Origin of the sequence: Halobacillus locisalis, from assembly GCF_013694105.1 — a bacterium.
GTDB classification, from domain to species: domain Bacteria; phylum Bacillota; class Bacilli; order Bacillales; family Halobacillaceae; genus Halobacillus; species Halobacillus locisalis.
This window is the reverse complement of the sequence record NZ_JACEFG010000001.1, coordinates 721247-741568: the sequence shown is the minus strand read 5'-3', so window position 1 is coordinate 741568 and position 20322 is coordinate 721247. Positions and strand designations below refer to the sequence as shown.

Below are 20322 nucleotides of genomic sequence, written 5' to 3'. Positions count from 1 at the left end.
GGTTGCTCTTGGCAGCCTTTTACTAATTCCAGGAGTGTGAATGTATGAATTTGCCTAATAAAATCACGTTATCAAGAATTTTTCTCATCCCCATCTTTATTGTGTTAATGAGTGTGCCGTTTGACTGGGGAACGTACCAAATGGGAGAGAGAGAGTTGCCTGTAGCACACATGATCGGGGCCTTATTGTTTATTATTGCATCCACGACAGATTGGATTGATGGTCAAATCGCACGAAAGTACAATTTAGTTACGAATTTGGGAAAATTTTTAGATCCACTGGCTGACAAGCTACTGGTGAGTGCAGCGCTGATTCTCCTGGTAGAAATCGGACTGGCCCCTGCTTGGATCGTCATTATCATCATCAGTCGCGAGTTTGCTGTCACAGGCCTAAGACTAGTAGCCGCTGGTGAGGGGAGTGTACTTGCAGCAAGTCAAATGGGCAAGTTGAAAACAACCTTGCAGATTCTTGCTATTTCTCTCTTGCTTCTCCACAACTGGCCGTTTGCATTCGTTTCATTTCCTTTAGGAACCATTGTACTTTATGTAGCGGCGTTTATTACGATTTATTCTGGCTATGATTACTTCAAGAAAAATTGGCATGTTATGAGGGATTCGAAATGAAAACAGAAATCATCGCTGTCGGAACGGAATTGCTGCTTGGTCAAATTGTCAACACGAATGCTCAATGGATTTCTAAACAGTTGGCGGCTGTTGGATTACCCACTTATCATCAGACCGTTGTAGGAGATAACTATAATCGTGTTTATGAAACTTTCAGGACCGCCCATAACCGTTCAGATATCATTATCGTAACAGGTGGACTTGGCCCAACAGAGGATGATATGACAAGAGATGCGGCTAAACCCATATTTAAACAAGAACTGATTCAACATGAACCTTCGCTCAAGAAAATCGAAAAGTATTATGAGATGAATAACCAAACGATGACGGAAAATAACCGGAAACAGTCACTTGTTTTTGAGAATGCTCATGTACTCATGAACGAAGAAGGTATGGCTCCTGGTCAAATAATTGAAGTGGATGGGCGAACGTGGGTATTCTTACCCGGCGTTCCTCGTGAAATGAAAACGTTGATGAACGACCATGTCTTTGAATACTTTAAAAAAACCTTTGATATCAAGTCTGAGATCATGTCTGAAATGATGTGGTTTATCGGGATCGGAGAATCCACACTCGAAGATGAGCTTTCGGATTTGATTCGTAACCAAACCAATCCGACCCTTGCTCCACTAGCAGGAGAAGGGGAAGTGGGGATCCGGTTGACCGCTACTGGTGAAACGGATGATGAAGCACGACAACACATCGAATCCATGAAAGCCACTATACTGAATAGGGTTGGGTCCTACTATTATGGTAGTGATGAAAAAACGATCGAAGAGACGGTACGTGACCTATTGAAAGATAAACAAATGACGATCGGTTCTGCCGAAAGCTTGACCGGAGGACTATTCATGGAAAGGTTAATCTCCTTGCCTGGTGCTTCTTCGGTCTGTCAGGGAAGCCTTGTAGCTTACACACCGTTTACGAAAGAAAATGTCATTCAGGTTCCGAAGTTTATCATAAGGGAATTCGGAACTATCAGCACCGAATGTGCGGAAGTGATGGCATTGAATGCCCAAAATTTATTGTTTGCAAACGTTGCGATCAGTTTCACTGGAGTCGCTGGTCCGGAACCAAGTGAAGGGCAGGAACCGGGAACGGTATTCATTGGCGTTCAAATCGGCGAACGTAAGCCGCAAGTGCATTCATTCCATTTTGATGGAACACGAGATAAGATACGAATGCGCGCCGTCAAAAAAGGGTATGAATTAATTTATCATGCCTTAAAATAGCAAAATTCATGCCAGGACACATGCGGAATTTCATGTTTTCCTTAGACGAAAATGAAAAACCGCATGTGTTTTACTATAAAAAAAGGGAACATTTATTCGCTTTTTTAGTTGGCAAATGAAACAAAACAAGTTATGATAGGGATAGAAATTTCGAAAGGCGGTATAGTATGAGTGATCGTAAACAAGCATTAGATATGGCTTTGCGCCAGATAGAGAAACAATTCGGAAAAGGTTCCATCATGAAATTGGGAGAGAATGCGGAGCAGAGAGTCAACACTGTGCCAAGTGGGTCATTGGCCTTGGATGTCGCTTTAGGTGTAGGAGGATACCCACGTGGTAGAATTGTAGAAATTTACGGACCGGAATCTTCTGGTAAAACCACTGTCGCACTTCATGCCATCGCTGAAGCGCAACGTCATGGCGGCCAGGCAGCATTCATCGATGCAGAGCATGCTCTAGATCCTGTTTATGCGCGTGCCTTGGGTGTCGATATTGATGAACTATTACTTTCTCAGCCAGATACGGGAGAGCAAGCGCTCGAGATTGCTGAGGCGCTTGTGAGGAGTGGAGCTGTGGATATGGTTGTGGTCGACTCCGTTGCTGCACTTGTACCCAAAGCAGAAATCGAAGGCGAAATGGGAGACTCCCACGTTGGTCTTCAAGCTCGTTTAATGTCACAGGCTTTACGAAAGCTATCTGGTGCCATTAACAAGTCGAAGACGACCGCAATCTTCATTAACCAAATTCGTGAAAAAGTCGGTGTCATGTTCGGTAGTCCTGAAACCACTCCTGGTGGCCGTGCTCTTAAGTTCTACTCTTCTGTTCGACTTGAAGTACGTCGAGCTGAGACGTTGAAGCAAGGGAATGAAATGGTTGGTAATAAAACACGCCTTAAAGTAGTTAAAAACAAGGTGGCCCCTCCGTTTAGACAAGCAGAAGTCGATATTATGTACGGAGAAGGGATCTCAGCAGAAGGTGAATTATTAGACATCGGAACCGATCTCGATATCATCCAGAAAAGCGGTTCTTGGTATTCCTATAACGATGATCGATTAGGACAAGGCCGTGAAAACGCGAAGCAGTTCTTGAAAGAGAATGTTGATGTTTATGATGAAGTGAAGCGTCTCGTCCGTCATCATTACGGCATGGACGGCGAATCGCAATCTGAGGAAAAAGCGGAAGAAAGTCAAGAATCACTAGATGTGTAACTACCCAAAAAAGCAGTACCTGAGTAGGTGCTGCTTTTTGTACATATGCTGCAGCGAGTGGAAAAAATTAAAAGCGCTCCGAGGAATATTAATATAAAGCGCCGAATAGTCGCTATTATGCATGAAGGTGATCAGTTTTCACCTTGATACATAATTTTAATTATCAAGTATAGATGGTCGCTTCTTTGACCGATAATGAAAACAGAGGGACGGCCAATAAAAGACAGATAGTTTAAAATATTTCAATTAAAAGGTCGGAAGATGTGAGGATTCCTTGACATTCCTCATAAGCAGGCATAAAATGAATGTGTATCATTTTCATCTTTATACCCTTATATTAACGAAATGTAACTGAAAATGAATCGTTTGTAATTACCGACAAACGGACCAAGTTCATAGCAAGAGGAGGTGAAATTATGGATAATATGATATCCTCGCTCATCTTCATTTTGCTTGCCATTATCGTCGGTTCTGTTGTTGGTTATCTTATTCGGAAGAAGATTGCGGAGGCGAAGATTTCCAGTGCTGAAGAACTTGCGAGACAGATTGTCGAAGAAGGTCATCGCAATGCGGAATCAGCTAAGAAGGAAGCTCTTCTTGAAGCTAAAGAAGACAACCAGAAATTCCGTCAGGAGGCGGAAAGTGAAATCCGTGAACGCCGTTTAGAACTGCAGAAAACTGAAAATCGTCTAACACAGAAAGAAGAGAATCTTGATCGTAAGAGTGGTACGCTAGATCAGCGTGATCTTTCACTCGAAAAGAAAGAAGAAACTCTTGCCGAGAGACAACAACAAATTGAAGAAGCGGAAAGCAAAGTGGAAGCTATGCTTCAAGAACAACAAACTGAGCTTGAACGAGTCTCAGGTTTAACGTCAGACCAGGCGAAACAAGTCATCTTGGAACGAGTGGAACAAGAGGTGTCGCATGAGTCAGCGCTCATGATCAAAGAGGCGGAGAATCGCGCGAAAGAAGAAGCAGACAAGAAAGCGAAGAGCATTCTTTCTCTTGCTTTACAACGTTGTGCTGCTGATCATGTCGCGGAAACGACGGTATCTGTTGTCAATTTGCCAAACGATGAAATGAAAGGGCGAATCATCGGTCGTGAAGGCCGAAATATTCGAACTTTAGAAACATTGACAGGCATTGACTTGATTATCGATGATACACCAGAAGCGGTCATATTATCAGGATTTGACCCAATTCGACGAGAGACAGCGCGCTTGGCTCTTGAGAAGTTAGTACAAGATGGCCGTATTCACCCAGCGAGAATCGAAGAGATGGTAGACAAGTCTCGTAGAGAAGTCGATGACTATATACGTGAAGTCGGGGAAGAGACGACGTTCGAGGTTGGAGTACACGGACTTCACCCAGACCTTGTGAAAATCCTTGGTCGTCTGAAGTACCGTACGAGTTACGGACAGAACGTTCTCAAACACTCAACGGAGGTCGCTTACTTATCTGGACTACTTGCTGCTGAGCTAGGTGAAGATGAAACGCTCGCTCGTCGTGCTGGACTACTTCACGACATCGGAAAAGCTATCGACCACGAAGTCGAAGGTAGCCACGTTGAAATCGGGAAAGAATTGGCTACGAAATACAAAGAGAACGACACGGTGATTAATGCGATTGCATCTCACCATGGGGATGAAGAACCAACGTCGATCATTTCTGTATTAGTAGCTGCGGCAGACGCACTATCTGCTGCTCGCCCGGGAGCTCGTAGTGAAACATTGGAAAACTACATCAAGCGTCTTGAGAAGCTCGAAGAAATCTCTGAATCTTATGATGGGGTTGAGAAATCCTTCGCTATTCAAGCTGGACGTGAAGTTCGTATCATGGTTCGACCTGACGAAATTGACGATCTTGAAGCAACACGATTAGCCCGAGATATTCGAAATAGAATCGAGGGAGAACTCGATTACCCAGGTCACATCAAAGTGACGGTCATTCGCGAAACACGATCTGTGGAGTATGCGAAATAATAGTAATGAAGCGGCCTCTTGATAGGTCGCTTCATTTCTTTTTAAAGAAGAAATATCCTGACAGTGCAACACACTTAAAAAGAATAGAGAACAAAGGATGAGTAGACAAATGAGACTATTATTTATAGGAGACGTTGTAGGAGCTCCAGGACGGGATATGGTAGATGAGTATGTTCCGAAACTGAAACAGAAATACCAACCTGCCGTTACGATCATTAATGGAGAGAACGCAGCTTCAGGGAAAGGAATCAATGAAAAGATCTATCGTCGTTTCTTAGAAAAAGGCGCACAAGCCGTGACGCTTGGAAATCATGCTTGGGACAAAAAAGAGATTTTTGACTTTATCGATGATGCGGAGTACTTAGTTCGTCCGGCAAATTTCCCCGAAGGCACCCCAGGTAAAGGTCTGACATTTGTAAAGACACCAAAAGCAGAGGTAGCTGTAATCAATTTACAAGGACGGACGTTTCTGTCCCCCAATGACGATCCATTCCGGAAAGTGGATGAGTTGATAGAAGAGGCGAAAAAGCGAACACCTATCATTTTCTTAGACTTTCATGCTGAGGCAACGAGTGAAAAACAAGCGATGGGTTGGTATGTCGATGGTCGCGTCAGTGTCAATGTTGGAACGCACACCCATATTCAAACAGCAGATGAGCGGATCTTACCAGGTGGTACAGGATACATCTCAGATGTTGGGATGACAGGGCCGTATGACGGCATTCTCGGTATGGACCGTGAAGCTGTTTTGAAGCGCTTCCTTACAAATCTCCCTGTACGTTTTGAAGTTCCAAAAAAGGGAAGAACACAGTTAAGCGGTTTCTTGGTTGATGTAGATGACCAATCAGGAAAAGCCACCAAGGTGAAGCGGATTCTGATCAACGATGACCATCCATTCTTTGAATGATTTGAATTTTTTGAAAAATTACCTCATAATGGATATTAGGTAAGGAATATTCTACATCCCCAAGAATATAGTAGTTATGGAACAACTATAGTGATTGAAGGAGGAGCTAGTAATGGAAGTATTAAAAGTATCAGCAAAATCCGTACCTAATTCAGTAGCAGGAGCACTGGCAAACGTTGTGAGAGAACGGGGAACCGCTGAAATCCAAGCCATCGGTGCTGGTGCACTGAACCAAGCTGTCAAAGCCGTTGCAATTGCCAGAGGGTTCGTGGCACCGAGTGGGATGGATCTAATATGTATTCCAGCTTTTACCGACATTATGATTGATGAGGAAGAACGGACAGCCATTAAGCTGATTGTTGAACCTCGTTAATGAAAATTGGTTAACCTACCTTCAAAAGTAAAGCCGCACTCCTTAAAGGGAGGGCGGCTTTTTTATATTCATTCATATTTATAAAAGATTTATATATAATCAAATGTCCTTTTGGAGTGGACAACCAAATTTGATTATTCATAGATTCATGTTAAAATAGTTTCTAAAAGAGGTTTTAAACCTTATTTGATAGAGTGGGAGTGTTCACTGTGAATGGAACAATGAAAGCAATTGTTAAACATCATCGCGGGCCAGGAGCAGAGCTGCAAGACGTAGCGATTCCTAGCATAAGTGAAGATGAAGTACTTATTCGAGTTAAAGCCACATCGATTTGTGGTACAGATGTTCATATATATAATTGGGATGAGTGGTCAGAGAGCCGCGTGAAACCACCATATGTCTTCGGTCACGAATTCGCTGGAGAAATTGTAGAGGTGGGGGAAAAAGTCCATACTTATAACATAGGCGATTATGTCAGTGCTGAAACACACATCATTTGTGGTCACTGCCCCCAATGCTTGACAGGGAAATTCCATATTTGTGAAAACACACAAATAATTGGTGTCGATACTCAAGGGTGTTTTGCTGAATATGTAGCCTTGCCTGCCAGTAACCTTTGGAAAAACCCTAAAGACATGCCGACAGATATCGCATCGATCCAGGAGCCAATGGGGAATGCTGTCCATACAGTACTGAATGGAGACGTTGCGGGAAAATCAGTTGCTGTGATCGGATGTGGACCGATTGGCTTAATGGCTGTAGGCGTTGCCAAAGCAGCAGGAGCATCTCAAGTCCTGGCGTTCGACTTGAACGATTATCGTTTAGAGTTGGCTAAAGAAATGGGAGCTACGACGACAGTTAATTCTGGAAAAGAAGACCCTGTCGATATAGCAAAATCATTGACGGATGGTCACGGTGTTGATGTCGTTTGTGAAATGAGTGGTCACCCAGTAGCCATGGACCAAGGATTTAAAATGATCACAAACGGAGGGCGCGTATCAATATTAAGTCTTCCGACAAAACGCGTCAGTCTGGATGTAACCAATGATATTGTCTTTAAAGGGGTCGAAGTGCAAGGAATTACGGGAAGGAAAATGTATGAGACGTGGCAACAAGTATCACGTTTGCTACAATCAAAACAAGTCGACGTAAAACCGATGATTACTCACCATTTGAAATTGGAAGAGTTTGCACAAGGCTTTGAACTGATGAATGAAGGTAAATGTGGAAAAGTCGTTTTACACCCATAATTTGAGGAGGAATCTTTTATCATGAAAGGCTTTGAATATTTACAAGAGCAATTGGATGAAATGAGAGATCAAGGAACATTCAGAGAGTTAATCCCTCTGGAATCGGCTCAAGGTTCTAAGGTGACGATCAAAGGCAAGGAAGTGATTCAACTTTCTTCTAACAACTACTTGGGACTAACATCTCACCCTAGAATGAAGAAAGCGGCAGAACTTGCGAACGAAGAATATGGTGTGGGAACAGGTTCTGTTCGTACCATTGCAGGAACGCTGAAAATGCACGAGGACTTCGAAGAGAAACTGGCGAAGTTCAAGCATACGGAAGCGGCTTTAGTTTTCCAGTCAGGGTTTACGACCAACCAAGGAGTCTTGTCATCCATTCTTGGAAAAGATGACGTTGTGATTTCAGATGAATTGAATCACGCTTCCATTATTGACGGGATTCGTCTAACGAAGGCTGACCGTAAAATTTATAAGCATGTGGACATGCAGTCTTTAGAAGATGCCTTGAAAGAGAGTGGCGATTATCGAACTCGTCTCGTCGTAACAGATGGCGTCTTCTCGATGGATGGAAACATCGCTCCGCTTCCTGAAATTGTCGAGCTTGCTGAGAAGTATAATGCGTTGATCATGGTGGATGATGCACATGCTAGTGGTGTCCTAGGTGATAATGGTCGTGGTACGGTGAACCACTTTAACCTTGATGGTCGTGTCCATATTCAAGTCGGAACATTAAGTAAAGCGATCGGTGTTCTTGGTGGATACGTAGCAAGCACAAAAACGCTTCGTGAATACTTGATTCATAAAGGTCGTCCGTTCTTATTCAGTACATCTCATCCACCTTCTGTCACAGCAGCGAACGATGCTGCGATTGATGTATTGCTTGAAGAGCCGGAATTGATTGAAAAACTTTGGGACAATACCAAGTTCTTCAAAGAAGGATTGCAAAGCCTCGGGTTTGATACAGGAATCAGTGAAACACCTGTTACGCCTGTAATGGTGGGTGACGATGCGCTTACTCACAAATTGTCTGATCAATTATTCGAAGAGGGTGTATTCGCTCAAGGGATTGTTTTCCCGACGGTGCAACGCGGACAAGGTCGTGTACGTACGATTGTCACCGCTGAACATTCGAAAGAAGAGCTTAAAGATGCTCTAGACGCTTTCGAAAGAGCTGGAAAGAAACTAGGCATCATCAAATAGTCACACTAGGCATCTAGGTTGAATCAATAACCTAGATGCCTTTTTACGTGAGACTTTTACTAGCTTTCAAAGTGGAGTGACAGTACCTCAGTATATATGGCTTACTATAAGAGAGAAAGAGCACTTTTTATGGAAATACGAAGTGTTTTTTGTGTAAATAAATAGAATGACTTAAAATTAAAGTGAAAAATTGATATAATGATACAGTTAGAAGGCACGGCTCGAAAGGAGATCGCGATGAACGAAGAGCAACGAAAGGAAATGTCGCAGATTCAGTCTAAAGACCCGAACTCCGCGGATCAGAACAATCTAAACCGCATAAAGCAAAAAACGAGCGACGATTTCATGAAATATTTTGAGACCACATATCAACCTCCGAACATGCGTGATGCGCAGAGGAGAAAGAAAAAAGATACAGATGTCCTATATGACTTTTCTATTCCAGAGGACATGGACCAATCAGGTTCAGGAAAAAAATACATGATCCGTACGTATGGATGCCAAATGAATGAGCATGATACTGAGGTTATGGCAGGAATATTTGAAGCGATGGGCTACGAATCTACAAGCAATACGAAAGAAGCGGACGTTATTCTATTAAACACGTGTGCGATACGTGAAAACGCAGAGAACCGGGTGTTCGGTGAAATCGGTCACCTCAAACCATTGAAGCTCGAGAATCCCAATTTAGTGCTTGGTATATGTGGTTGCATGTCGCAAGAAGAATCCGTTGTGAACCGTATACTTAAGAAGCATCCCTTCATCGATTTGATTTTCGGAACACATAACATACACCGGTTACCACAATTATTGAAAGAAGCGATGTTTGGCAAAGAAATGGTCATTGATGTCTGGTCTAAAGAAGGCGACATCATTGAGAATCTTCCACGCTCCAGAAAAGGTAATATTAAAGCCTGGGTCAATATCATGTATGGCTGTGATAAATTCTGTACGTACTGCATCGTTCCTTATACACGTGGTAAAGAGCGAAGCCGTATGCCGAAAGACATTATTCAAGAAGTGCGCCATTTGGCTGCCCAAGGCTATAAAGAGGTCACACTTCTCGGCCAAAACGTCAATGCTTATGGCAAAGATTTGGACATCGAGTATGGCTTAGGAGATTTGATGGACGAACTTCGGAGCATTGATTTACCGCGTATTCGTTTTACAACGTCTCACCCGAGAGACTTTGACGATCGTCTTATTGAAGTTCTGGCAAAAGGCGGAAACATGCTCGATCATATTCATTTACCGGTACAATCCGGAAATACAGATGTGCTGAAAATCATGGGGCGCAAATATTCCAGAGAGGAATATTTAGAACTTGTTGGTAAAATTCGCACGGCGATGCCGGAAGCGACACTTACCACGGATATTATCGTAGGTTTTCCGAATGAAACAGCAGAACAGTTTGAAGATACGATTTCTCTTGTAGAAGAGGTTGGATTTGAACATGCCTATACCTTCATTTATTCGCCAAGGGACAACACGCCCGCAGCGAAAATGAAAGATAATATACCAATGGATGAAAAGAAGGCCAGGTTGCAACGGTTGAACAAAATTGTCAACCAACAATCGGCGGATGCGATGAGTCAATATGAAGGTGAAATCGTCGATGTGCTGGTTGAAGGGGAGAGTAAGAATAACCCTGATGTACTCGCTGGGTATACGAAACGTAATAAACTGGTCAATTTCCGAGCGCCTGATTCAGTCATCGGACAAATCATTCCAGTTAAAATAATTAAAGCGAAGACGTGGTCTCTAGACGGAGAGCTCGTTCAAGAAAAGGTAGAGGTGAACTAAATGGCACAATACACACGTAAACAAGTGGTAGACGAAGCACATAAATTAGGAAAAATGATGGCTGATATCGAGGAAATCGATCGCTTTAAACAGCTTGAAGCGAAATTAAACGACAACCTTAAAGTTCAAGCGCATATAAAGAAAATCAAGGCGCTACAAAAACAAGCGGTGAATTTTCAAGCGTATGGTAAATCAGAAGCTCTGAAAAAAATTGAAGGTGAAATTGATCGCCTACAAGAAGAGTTGGATGAAATTCCTGTTGTAGCGGAATTCAAAGATTCACAGATGATCATCAACGATATATTGCAAATGGTGACGAACACGATCTCACGAGAGGTGACGAATGAAGTGATCCGCTCAACAGGCGGAGACGTATTACAAGGTGAAACGGGATCGAAAAGTCAAAATGATGGTTGTAGTCATTAAAAAAAGAACAAATTTATTAGCTGAACGTACTGATCCGCCAAGGGTTTATCCTATTGGCGGATTTTTTTGTACAATTTTATAGGCTCTTGCATAGAATGAATTAAACACGTCCTTAGGTCATGTTAGTTAGTCACCATTCGCCCAACCCCTGCATAGGATGGGTGGTAGAATAAGGAGGAGTGAAACCCTATGTCATTTTTTGAGCGTGATTACAGGGAAATCATTACAAAAGCTGTAATTGGAAAAGGTAAAAAGTTTACGGAATCGACGCACACCATCAGCCCTTCGCACCGTCCGACGAGTATCCTGGGGTGTTGGGTCATCAATCACATCTACAATGCTAAGAAAAAAGGGGAGCACGTTGAAGTATCGGGTAGTTACGATGTCAACGTTTGGTATTCGTACAATGATAATACGAAAACCGAGGTAGTCACAGAACGGGTGAACTATTGCGACCATGTGAAATTAGCTGTGAAAGACGATAATTGCATCCACGACGACTTTGAAGTCATTGCTAAAGTCGTTCAGCAACCCAATTGTCTAGAAGCGAACATTTCTGGTAATGGCCAGAAAATCGTAGTCGAGGTAGAAAGAGAGTTCATTGTCGATGTTATTGGTGAAACGAAACTTTGTGTCAAAGTAGATCCTCATGGGTGCAACCATGATGACGATTACGACTATGACTTATCTTCGGACGATTTCTCAGCAATCGAAACGGACTTTTTGCCATCATCAAGTAGTAGTAGTCATGAATCGCACGATTAATGCCTCGCCCCTCCGGCGAGGTTTCTTTTTTTACATACATCTCTATTTCAGAATAGGGCAGTTATTTGGAATACTTGAATTTGAGATGTCCTGGTCCGTCCATTCATGAAAGAGTCTGGAGGGGAGGGAAAACAGTCCGCTTTCCGCGGGGAACGCTGAGACTCCTCGAGCTAAAGCTCTGCGGGGGCTCAGCCTGTTCCATTTTCCCGCAGGAGTCTGCCTGTTTTCCCTTCCCTCCATTCGATATATAGGAGGACCGGATCTCAATTCGGACATTTCTCCCTAATTCGGATACATGATTCGCTTTATCGGACATTTCCTCAGCCTATTCAGACAATAGGGTGGTCCGACAATATTAATATGGATAGGTGTGGTGGGAAATAAGGAGACTCCCGTGGGATAAGGGCTCAGGCGAGAACCCACAGGGAGTGCAACGACCGAGGAGGCTCGGCGGCTCCCCAAAGGAAAGCGAGTTATTTCCCACCACACCCTAGACTTACTTTCGTAGAGGACCAAGAATCCTCAAATTCGAGACTTTAAGGTATGGGGGATTATCTTGAAATATTGAAATAGATAAGAAGAGGTAATGACGGGCGTCAGTTTTTTCCTTGGTTCGACAACAACCGTCTATGCTATAATTGAGGTACTTGAATTTTGTACGTTTTGGAGGAAAATCGATGGCACACTATACACCTATGATGCAGCAATACTTGAAGATTAAAGCCGATCACAAAGATGCGTTTCTATTTTTCAGACTCGGCGACTTTTACGAAATGTTCTTCGAAGATGCACTGGCCGCATCGAAAGAATTAGAGATTACTTTAACAAGTCGGGACGGCGGAGGCGAGGATCGTATTCCAATGTGCGGAGTACCTTACCACTCGGCTGAAAACTACATAAAGCAACTGGTTGAAAAAGGGTACAAGGTCGCAATTTGCGAGCAAGTGGAAGATCCAAAAGCGACAAAAGGCGTCGTGAAGCGTGAAGTCGTTCAATTGATTACCCCGGGAACGGTAATGGAAGGAAGTATGTTGGATGAGAAAGAGAACAACTTCCTTGCTTCATTGAGTGAATTTTCTGATGGTACATTTTCCGTCAGCTACAACGATCTTACAACAGGTGAAACGAGTGTGGCGTTAATCACCGGTGGTTTTGATGCAGCAATGAGTGAATTGTACAGCCGACCTGTCAAAGAAGTCGTAGTCGCTAGTGATTTTCCAGAGCATTATCAATCAATGTTAAAGGACCGGTTAGGTTATACCGTTTCCCATCAGGATGATGTGACTATCCAGGAGTCTTTTCAGCCATTGATTAAAGACATGAACCAAGATAAACTCATCCACGGATTTGGTCGCTTGTTGCAATACATTCAGCATACTCAGAAGCGTTCCCTTGACCATTTACAACCTGTCAAAGTTGTCGAATTGAAGGAGTACATGACGCTGGATATGTATTCAAAGCGAAATCTTGAGCTTGTAGAAACGTTACGTAAGAAAGGGAAATCTGGAAGCCTCTTGTCAATTGTGGATGCCACGATTACAGCTATGGGGGCTAGGTTGTTAAAACAGTGGATGGAACGTCCGTTGTTGATGCCATCTGCGATTGAAACCCGTCACAATCAAGTGGAAGGATTTCTAGAACAATTTTTCGAACGCGAATCACTCCGAGAACAATTGACTTCTGTCTACGATCTGGAGCGACTAGCTGGACGTGTGGCTTATGGAAACGTAAACGGTAGAGACTTGATTCAACTCCGAAACTCTCTTAGGAAAATTCCTGAAATCTTAGAAACGCTGGAACAATTCAATCACCCTTCTATCAAAGAGTTATACCGGAGCATTAATCCATTGGAGTCATTAAAAGAATTACTGGAAGAAAGCATTGCGGAAGATCCACCGAGCACCATTAAGGATGGTGGACTGATTTGTGATGGTTTTAACGAACAGTTGGATGAGTATCGATTTGCCTCTAAGAATGGAAAGCAATGGATTGCTGAATTAGAGAAGAAGGAACGCGAGAATACGGGCATAAAAACGCTGAAAATTGGATATAACCGTGTGTTCGGATATTATATCGAAGTGACAAAAGCGAATTTGCGTCATCTTCCTGAGGGCATGTATGAACGGAAGCAGACACTGACGAATGCGGAGCGGTTCATTACACCGGAATTGAAAGAAAAAGAAACGTTGATTCTCGAAGCTCAAGAGAAAAGCGTGGAGCTCGAATACGATTTGTTCCTTCAGGTGAGAGAACAAGTCAAAGCTTATGTGAACCAACTTCAGCAGCTGGCTGAAGAAATAAGTCGTATCGACGTGTTGCAAGGGTTCGCCCAAGTGGCAGAAACGAACGATTATGCTAGACCGACATATATCGAAGGACGAACGGTCGACATAAAAGAAGGACGTCACCCCGTCGTTGAAAAAGTTTTAACACAGGATACGTTTGTACCGAATGACATTTTTATGGATGATAAAACGGATGTATTATTGATTACAGGACCGAACATGTCTGGTAAAAGTACGTATATGAGGCAGCTCGCCTTGACAGCTATTCTAGGACAGATGGGATCGTTTGTACCTGCGACATCAGCATCCATGCCAGTTTTCGATCAAATTTTCACACGGATTGGGGCAGCGGATGATCTAGTGTCCGGTCAGAGTACTTTTATGGTAGAAATGCTAGAAGCCAATCATGCTCTTAGTCATGCGACAGAAAACAGTATGATTCTGCTTGATGAAATTGGTCGTGGGACGAGCACGTATGATGGAATGGCCCTGGCCCAGGCAATTGTGGAGCATATCCATGAACAGATTGGCGCCAAAACATTGTTCTCGACACATTATCATGAACTCACTGCTTTAGAAGAGCAGCTAGAGCGTTTGCAAAATGTACACGTTCGTGCAGAAGAGTATGAAGGGAACGTCGTATTCCTTCACCAAATTAAAGAAGGCCCAGCGGACGAAAGTTATGGGATCCACGTTGCCAAGCTTGCGGATTTGCCAACCGAACTGATTGACCGAGCAACGGAATTGTTGGCACAATTAGAGAATTCAACTCAAGAAAATCCTGAGAAAGTGGAAGATGATCATGATCAACAATTAAGTTTATTTGTGGAAGAATCTAAGCCGAAAGTTGAAAAGAAACGTGAAGCTTCTACCATCGAAAAGCACGTCGAGAATTTAAACTTGCTAGAAATGACACCGATGGATGCGATGAATGAATTGTACCAATTACAAAAGCGCATCAAATCGTAAAGGGGGACTATACAGATGGCGCGGATTCAACTGATGCCCGATCATCTATCTAACAAAATAGCTGCAGGCGAAGTGGTTGAGCGTCCAGCCTCTGTTGTGAAAGAATTAGTCGAAAACAGTATTGACGCCGGTTCTACATGGATAACAGTCGATCTTACAGAAGCAGGTTTACAGCGTGTGCGTATAACGGACAACGGTTCAGGGATGGAAGAAGAAGATTGTGAACGTGCTTTTTACCGACATGCTACGAGTAAAATCCATGATGAAAATGATCTGTTTCATGTAAGGACTCTAGGGTTCCGTGGAGAGGCCTTGGCGAGTATTGCGGCTGTCAGTCGGATGAGCATGCAGACATCAACGGGTGATGCTGCCGGAACCAAGCTTGAAATTGAAGGTGGAAAGTTAATCAATAAAAGTAAGAGCGATGCCAGGAAAGGTACGGATATTATCGTTGATGAACTGTTCTTCAATACACCTGCTCGCTTAAAGTATATGAAGACGATTCATACAGAGCTTGGGCATATTACGGATGTGATGAATAGAATGGCGATGGCCCATCCAGAAGTAAAGTTCACACTCCTTCATAATGAAAAGCAAATTTTCCAAACGAATGGACGCGGCGACCTTCGTCAAGTGGTAGCAAAAATTTACGGCATGAATGTTGCCAGAAAACTAGTACCTGTCGAAGCTGAAACACTCGATTTTAAAGTGACAGGATATGTGACGAAGCCGGAAGTGTATCGAGCTTCTAAGCAGTATATGTCAACTATTATTAATGGACGCTACATTCGTAGTATTCCGCTCAATAAGGCTATTCTCGAAGGGTATCATACGTTGCTCCCGATTGGAAAAAGTCCGATTGTTGCTTTAAATATAGAAATGGATCCGATTTTGGTTGATGTTAACGTCCACCCATCTAAACTCGAGGTTCGTTTTAGTAAAGAGAAGGAATTGTTCGATGCTGTAGCAGGAGCTATTCGTAGTGTTTTTCGAAAGGAAACGCTTATCCCGACTTATGAATCAGAAAAAGAGAAGCCTAAAAAAATAGAATCGACACAACACAGCTTCACATTCAATGAAGTGCATAGGGAAGAAGCTCACCAAAATAGAGAACAATCAATCAATGATTTAATCGGGCAGATGCCGCCGGAAAATCAAGAAACAAAAGCGGACTTTTCTGAGCACCAAGACGATGTATTACACGAGATGACGACGAATTTTGATGTCCAAGAACCCATAGAAAAATCGATTGACCAAAAGGAAGATCACAACCGTGTCCCGACCATGTACCCAATTGGTCAATTGCACGGGACTTATATTCTTGCACAAAATGAAGAAGGTATGTACATTGTCGATCAACATGCCGCCCAGGAAAGGATCAAGTATGAATTTTTCCGAAATCAATTAGCTGAAGTTGATCACGAAGTTCAAGAACTTCTAGTACCCATGACGTTCGATTTCTCGAGACAAGAAGCTCTGCGAATTGAAGAATATCAGAGTTCGCTTGAAAAGGTCGGCCTATTCTTTGAACCGTTTGGAGAAAACAGTTTTATTATACGTAGTCATCCTCAATGGTTCCCGAAAGGTTTTGAAGAGGAAGTCATACAGGAAATGGTTCAGCAACTGATGAATGAAGACAGCATCGATATTTTGAAAATCAGGGAAGAAGCAGCCATTCTCATGTCCTGTAAACGATCGATCAAAGCCAACCATTACTTGAATCAAACAGATATGTTCCGGTTGCTTGAGGATTTACGGCAATCGACGGATCCGTTCACATGTCCTCATGGTAGACCGATTATCGTATTCTTTTCCGAGTATGAAATGGAGAAAATGTTCAAGCGGGTTATGTAGCTCTTGAAATTCATGAAGTCATAAAAAAGCTGGACACGGTTGTCGTGTTCAGCTTTTTTATTCCAGTTTTTCTTTCATTTTGTCAAGGGCTTTCGACTCTTGGAGGTATATTTCATAGTGGCAAAACGGACAGGAGACGGGTTGATTCATCCGACGAAGATCGGCAGCTACAATTTCAATAGGCTTCCCGCAATTGGGGCAAGGAAATGAAGTTTTTTTCACCATTTCAATTTGACCTCCCTTTTTGTACAATTTCGACAAGAAGATGGAATTTCCTTTAATAAACAGGAATTTCCATCTTCTTTTGTACTTATATGTGGATAGGGGAGGGGAGTTCGGTGTAGGAGGAGCTGTGAGTGATTAACTTTTGATTTATGAACAAGGTCGTGGTATGAAAAATCTCCCGTTAACCAAATCAATGGTTAACGGGAGATTTCTTATGTGAAGTAGCTAAGAAATATGCTTTTGTTGAAGTAAAAATTTAAAGTAATTATCAATTTGTTTGATCTCATCAGGCTGAATACCGAACCAAGCTTTTTTATCGAAAAAGACCGGTTTGTCATATCCTTTTGTTTCAAGCAACTGTTTGATTTCGCGCATTTCATCTTCTTTCTGATCACTCAAACCGAGCAAATAGTCCGCTGTTGTGTGGAGAGCGTGAGCGATTTTCGAAAAATCCTCTAAATCTGGTGACGTATAATTTCGTTCCCAGTTTGATACAACTTGAGCCGACACACCTACTTTTTCAGCCAACATCGTTTGAGTTAGATGCCTTTCTTTACGTAACGAGCGAATTCTTTCATGAATCACTGTTAGGTGCCTCCTTGTTATCAACTCTAGGAAACGATCGACGGCTTGAATGATTGCTTCACTTTCGGTCACCATCATATAAGTTTCCCAGGAAAATTACGGCCATTGGCTACCATGAACATTCAGACTTTTTGCGCTTTTTATCACTATATCACAAACTAACGAAATGCGATAGTCTAACTAACGGATTCTTTGAATTTAACTAACGGATTACGTTAGTATGAGTAACGGATTACGTTAGTTCAGCTCTTGATGTATGATGGTTGAGGGATTCATGTATAATAGATGGAGGATGAAAGGAGGGGGAATTTATGAAGCATACGGTTATTTCTGTTGTAGGGCCAACAGCAGTAGGAAAGACGAAGTTGGGTGTGGAAATTGCCAAGAAATATAATGGTGAGGTCATCAGTGGCGATTCCATGCAAATCTATCGTTCCATGGATATCGGAACGGCCAAAGCGACGGAAGAAGAAATGGAAGGGGTTACGCATCATATGATTGATGTGAAAGATCCCGATGAAGATTTCTCCGTTGCGGAATTTCAATCGACTGTACAACAGTTGATTCGGGAAGTGCACGCTCGAGGTAAACTTCCTGTCCTCGTTGGTGGCACAGGCCTATACATACAAGCGACGCTTTATGATTTTCAATTCTCGGAGGAGAAAAAGGATGAACAGGTGATTGAACGTTTGGAATCTGAAGCGGCAACCTATGGCATGGATGCTATGTATGAGCGTTTGAAATCACAAGATCCAATGCAAGCAGAAAGAATCCACCCGAATAACCATCGCAGGGTTTTACGTGCTTTAGAAGTGTTTGAAACGACGGGAAAAGGGATGAGTGACCATCAAAAAGAGCAGCCGAATGAATCACCTTTTCATCCGGTTCTGATCGGGTTAGAAATGGATAGGGATTTGCTATATAACCGCATCAATCGGCGAGTTGATCAGATGATGGATGAGGGGTTGCTTGAGGAAGTGAAGTCTCTTTACGACCAGGGACTAGAGGACAGGCAATCAATGAAGGCCATCGGGTATAAAGAATTCATCCCGTACTTTAAAGGAGAGTATTCTCTGGACCGTGCTGTAGAATTGCTTAAGCGTAACTCACGAAGATATGCGAAAAGACAATACACGTACTTCAGAAACAAAATGAATGTCGACTGGTATGAGGTGACCGAAACAAATTATCGAGATAAATTTGAAACAATTTTGGCAGATTTAGCAGGAATGCTGGAAGATGACATCGAAAGATACTAATACAGATAGAAATAGAGGAGGAAGATCCATGGCTCAATCCGTAAATATTCAAGATAATTATTTAAACCAACTACGCAAAGAACGTATGCAAGTAACCGTCTTTCTGCTCAATGGCTTTCAATTGCGGGGGATAGTTAAAGCTTTCGACAACTTCACCGTTTTACTAGAAACGGAAGGGAAGCAACAATTGATTTTCAAGCATGCCATTTCGACGTTCGCTCCAGTGAAAAATGTATCACTGGATAAAGAATAAAGTCTTTGATATAAGTGCATACAAAAACAACGGGCGCTGATGTTCAGCGCTCGTTTTCAACTTTTTGGGCATTTGTCACAGGTGCATTCCTTGTTGCGTATGATGAAGGGAAACGAGGAGGGGATCGGTATGCACCCGCAGGCTAAAGCGGCGACCATTAATATTGTTTTGAACGAAACGAAGGAGAAGTCCATTCCCATAGCTCCTAAACGTGAAGCAGAATATTCGCAAGCTCCATTCAGACGAATTGATGAATTTTTTTCGAGTGTTACCGGGATGGAAGACTTGAAGGCAAGAGTTAAAGAAATATATGCACAGGTGCTCATTTCGAACAAACGCAAAGCAGTTGGTTTGAAATCGAATGCACAAGTGCTGCACATGATCTTTAAGGGTAATCCTGGTACTGGTAAAACGACGGTTGCACGGATGATTGCCGAATTGTTCCGAGAAATCGAAGTGCTGGAAAAGGGTCACTTTATAGAAGCAGACCGAAGTGACTTAGTGGGGGAGTATATTGGCCATACGGCAAAGAAAACCAAAGACCTCATACACAAGGCGCTAGGAGGCGTTCTTTTCATTGATGAAGCCTACTCGCTTGCGCGCGGGGGTGAGAAGGATTTCGGAAAAGAAGCAATCGACACCATTGTGAAATGCATGGAAGATCATCACGACCAGTTCATCATCATTTTGGCTGGCTATCCAAATGAGATGGATGAATTCATGTCTATGAATCCTGGGTTAGCGTCAAGGTTTCCTATCCAGCTTCCGTTTTCAGACTACACGGCTAAAGAACTGCTTCAGATTGCTGCTGGTATGCTTCGGGAGCGCGATTATTATATGACACGAGATGCTGAAACGAAATTGTATCATCATCTTGTTGATAAAAAATCGTGTTCTTATCATAATTTCTCAAATGCGAGATATGTTAGGAATGTCATCGAAGAAGCAATACGGAAGCATGCGTGGCGCGTTGTGATTAGTCCGAACCCTAAAAAATCGACACTGATGACGTTGCAAGCGGACGATTTTGAAGAAATGAATCACTCAGGTCCTTATCTATAATGGTAGAAAGATGTATTGCGCCGGTCTTTTTGATATGATAGATGTGGATGAAGGTATAGAA

17 protein-coding genes are annotated in these 20322 nt (G+C 42.7%); 16 read left to right on the top strand and 1 reads right to left on the bottom strand.

The genetic code is table 11. The annotated features are described in order from the left end of the window. Positions 1-44 precede the first annotated feature (44 nt). From pgsA to mutL, 13 genes are all read left to right on the top strand, one after another. Positions 45-623, top strand: coding sequence for a CDP-diacylglycerol--glycerol-3-phosphate 3-phosphatidyltransferase (gene pgsA / locus H0266_RS03905; RefSeq protein WP_181471056.1), 579 nt, complete (start codon positions 45-47; stop codon positions 621-623). Then, positions 620-1855, top strand: coding sequence for a competence/damage-inducible protein A (locus tag H0266_RS03900; RefSeq protein ID WP_181471055.1), 1236 nt, complete (start codon positions 620-622; stop codon positions 1853-1855). Before pgsA ends, H0266_RS03900 begins: the two co-directional genes overlap by 4 nt. A gap of 167 nt (positions 1856-2022) precedes the next feature. After that, a complete protein-coding gene (recA, locus tag H0266_RS03895) occupies positions 2023-3063 on the top strand; it encodes a recombinase RecA (RefSeq protein WP_181471054.1) in 1041 nt (346 codons plus the stop codon). 416 nt (positions 3064-3479) lie between these two features. Then, positions 3480-5045, top strand: a complete 1566-nt coding sequence (rny, locus tag H0266_RS03890; protein ID WP_181471053.1) for a ribonuclease Y — start codon at positions 3480-3482, stop codon at positions 5043-5045. A gap of 109 nt (positions 5046-5154) precedes the next feature. Continuing rightward, the gene (locus H0266_RS03885; protein WP_181471052.1) at positions 5155-5952 is read left to right on the top strand and encodes a TIGR00282 family metallophosphoesterase; all 798 of its coding nucleotides are present in this window, start codon (positions 5155-5157) and stop codon (positions 5950-5952) included. Positions 5953-6064: 112 nt separating this feature from the next. Continuing rightward, positions 6065-6325 (top strand): stage V sporulation protein S, encoded by a 261-nt coding sequence (locus H0266_RS03880; RefSeq protein ID WP_008640081.1) that lies wholly within the window; start codon positions 6065-6067, stop codon positions 6323-6325. 221 nt (positions 6326-6546) lie between these two features. Further along, the gene (tdh, locus tag H0266_RS03875; RefSeq protein ID WP_220127100.1) at positions 6547-7575 is read left to right on the top strand and encodes an L-threonine 3-dehydrogenase; all 1029 of its coding nucleotides are present in this window, start codon (positions 6547-6549) and stop codon (positions 7573-7575) included. 21 nt (positions 7576-7596) lie between these two features. After that, a complete protein-coding gene (locus H0266_RS03870; RefSeq protein WP_181471050.1) occupies positions 7597-8775 on the top strand; it encodes a glycine C-acetyltransferase in 1179 nt (392 codons plus the stop codon). Positions 8776-9012: 237 nt separating this feature from the next. After that, the gene (miaB, locus tag H0266_RS03865) at positions 9013-10578 is read left to right on the top strand and encodes a tRNA (N6-isopentenyl adenosine(37)-C2)-methylthiotransferase MiaB (RefSeq protein WP_181471722.1); all 1566 of its coding nucleotides are present in this window, start codon (positions 9013-9015) and stop codon (positions 10576-10578) included. Next, the gene (locus H0266_RS03860; protein ID WP_181471049.1) at positions 10579-11004 is read left to right on the top strand and encodes a YlbF/YmcA family competence regulator; all 426 of its coding nucleotides are present in this window, start codon (positions 10579-10581) and stop codon (positions 11002-11004) included. A gap of 189 nt (positions 11005-11193) precedes the next feature. Further along, complete coding sequence (locus H0266_RS03855; protein ID WP_181471048.1) at positions 11194-11769, top strand: outer spore coat protein CotE; 576 nt, start codon at positions 11194-11196, stop codon at positions 11767-11769. A gap of 677 nt (positions 11770-12446) precedes the next feature. Then, on the top strand, positions 12447-15023 hold the full coding sequence (mutS, locus tag H0266_RS03850) for a DNA mismatch repair protein MutS (RefSeq protein WP_181471047.1): 2577 nt from the start codon (positions 12447-12449) through the stop codon (positions 15021-15023). A gap of 15 nt (positions 15024-15038) precedes the next feature. Then, the gene (mutL, locus tag H0266_RS03845) at positions 15039-16877 is read left to right on the top strand and encodes a DNA mismatch repair endonuclease MutL (protein WP_181471046.1); all 1839 of its coding nucleotides are present in this window, start codon (positions 15039-15041) and stop codon (positions 16875-16877) included. A gap of 450 nt (positions 16878-17327) precedes the next feature. Here the strand turns inward: mutL and H0266_RS03840 are convergent, their stop codons facing one another. Beyond that, positions 17328-17687 carry a helix-turn-helix domain-containing protein gene (locus tag H0266_RS03840; RefSeq protein WP_181471045.1) on the bottom strand — a complete coding sequence of 120 codons (360 nt, stop codon included), beginning with the start codon at positions 17685-17687 and terminating at the stop codon, positions 17328-17330. Positions 17688-17998: 311 nt separating this feature from the next. Between H0266_RS03840 and miaA the strand changes: the two genes are divergently transcribed. The 3 genes from miaA (at position 17999) to H0266_RS03825 (ending at position 20261) form a co-directional block, all read left to right on the top strand. Then, a complete protein-coding gene (gene miaA / locus H0266_RS03835) occupies positions 17999-18946 on the top strand; it encodes a tRNA (adenosine(37)-N6)-dimethylallyltransferase MiaA (RefSeq protein WP_181471044.1) in 948 nt (315 codons plus the stop codon). A gap of 28 nt (positions 18947-18974) precedes the next feature. Continuing rightward, positions 18975-19199, top strand: a complete 225-nt coding sequence (gene hfq / locus H0266_RS03830; RefSeq protein ID WP_089652336.1) for an RNA chaperone Hfq — start codon at positions 18975-18977, stop codon at positions 19197-19199. 99 nt (positions 19200-19298) lie between these two features. Beyond that, positions 19299-20261, top strand: coding sequence for an AAA family ATPase (locus H0266_RS03825; RefSeq protein ID WP_246363730.1), 963 nt, complete (start codon positions 19299-19301; stop codon positions 20259-20261). The last annotated feature ends 61 nt before the right edge of the window (positions 20262-20322 follow it).

Coding starts and splice junctions, on each gene's coding strand:
- pgsA (WP_181471056.1), top strand. CDS start 45: ATGAATTTGCCTAATAAAATCACGTTATCAAGAATTTTTCTCATCCCC.
- H0266_RS03900 (WP_181471055.1), top strand. CDS start 620: ATGAAAACAGAAATCATCGCTGTCGGAACGGAATTGCTGCTTGGTCAA.
- recA (WP_181471054.1), top strand. CDS start 2,023: ATGAGTGATCGTAAACAAGCATTAGATATGGCTTTGCGCCAGATAGAG.
- rny (WP_181471053.1), top strand. CDS start 3,480: ATGGATAATATGATATCCTCGCTCATCTTCATTTTGCTTGCCATTATC.
- H0266_RS03885 (WP_181471052.1), top strand. CDS start 5,155: ATGAGACTATTATTTATAGGAGACGTTGTAGGAGCTCCAGGACGGGAT.
- H0266_RS03880 (WP_008640081.1), top strand. CDS start 6,065: ATGGAAGTATTAAAAGTATCAGCAAAATCCGTACCTAATTCAGTAGCA.
- tdh (WP_220127100.1), top strand. CDS start 6,547: ATGAAAGCAATTGTTAAACATCATCGCGGGCCAGGAGCAGAGCTGCAA.
- H0266_RS03870 (WP_181471050.1), top strand. CDS start 7,597: ATGAAAGGCTTTGAATATTTACAAGAGCAATTGGATGAAATGAGAGAT.
- miaB (WP_181471722.1), top strand. CDS start 9,013: ATGAACGAAGAGCAACGAAAGGAAATGTCGCAGATTCAGTCTAAAGAC.
- H0266_RS03860 (WP_181471049.1), top strand. CDS start 10,579: ATGGCACAATACACACGTAAACAAGTGGTAGACGAAGCACATAAATTA.
- H0266_RS03855 (WP_181471048.1), top strand. CDS start 11,194: ATGTCATTTTTTGAGCGTGATTACAGGGAAATCATTACAAAAGCTGTA.
- mutS (WP_181471047.1), top strand. CDS start 12,447: ATGGCACACTATACACCTATGATGCAGCAATACTTGAAGATTAAAGCC.
- mutL (WP_181471046.1), top strand. CDS start 15,039: ATGGCGCGGATTCAACTGATGCCCGATCATCTATCTAACAAAATAGCT.
- miaA (WP_181471044.1), top strand. CDS start 17,999: ATGAAGCATACGGTTATTTCTGTTGTAGGGCCAACAGCAGTAGGAAAG.
- hfq (WP_089652336.1), top strand. CDS start 18,975: ATGGCTCAATCCGTAAATATTCAAGATAATTATTTAAACCAACTACGC.
- H0266_RS03825 (WP_246363730.1), top strand. CDS start 19,299: ATGATGAAGGGAAACGAGGAGGGGATCGGTATGCACCCGCAGGCTAAA.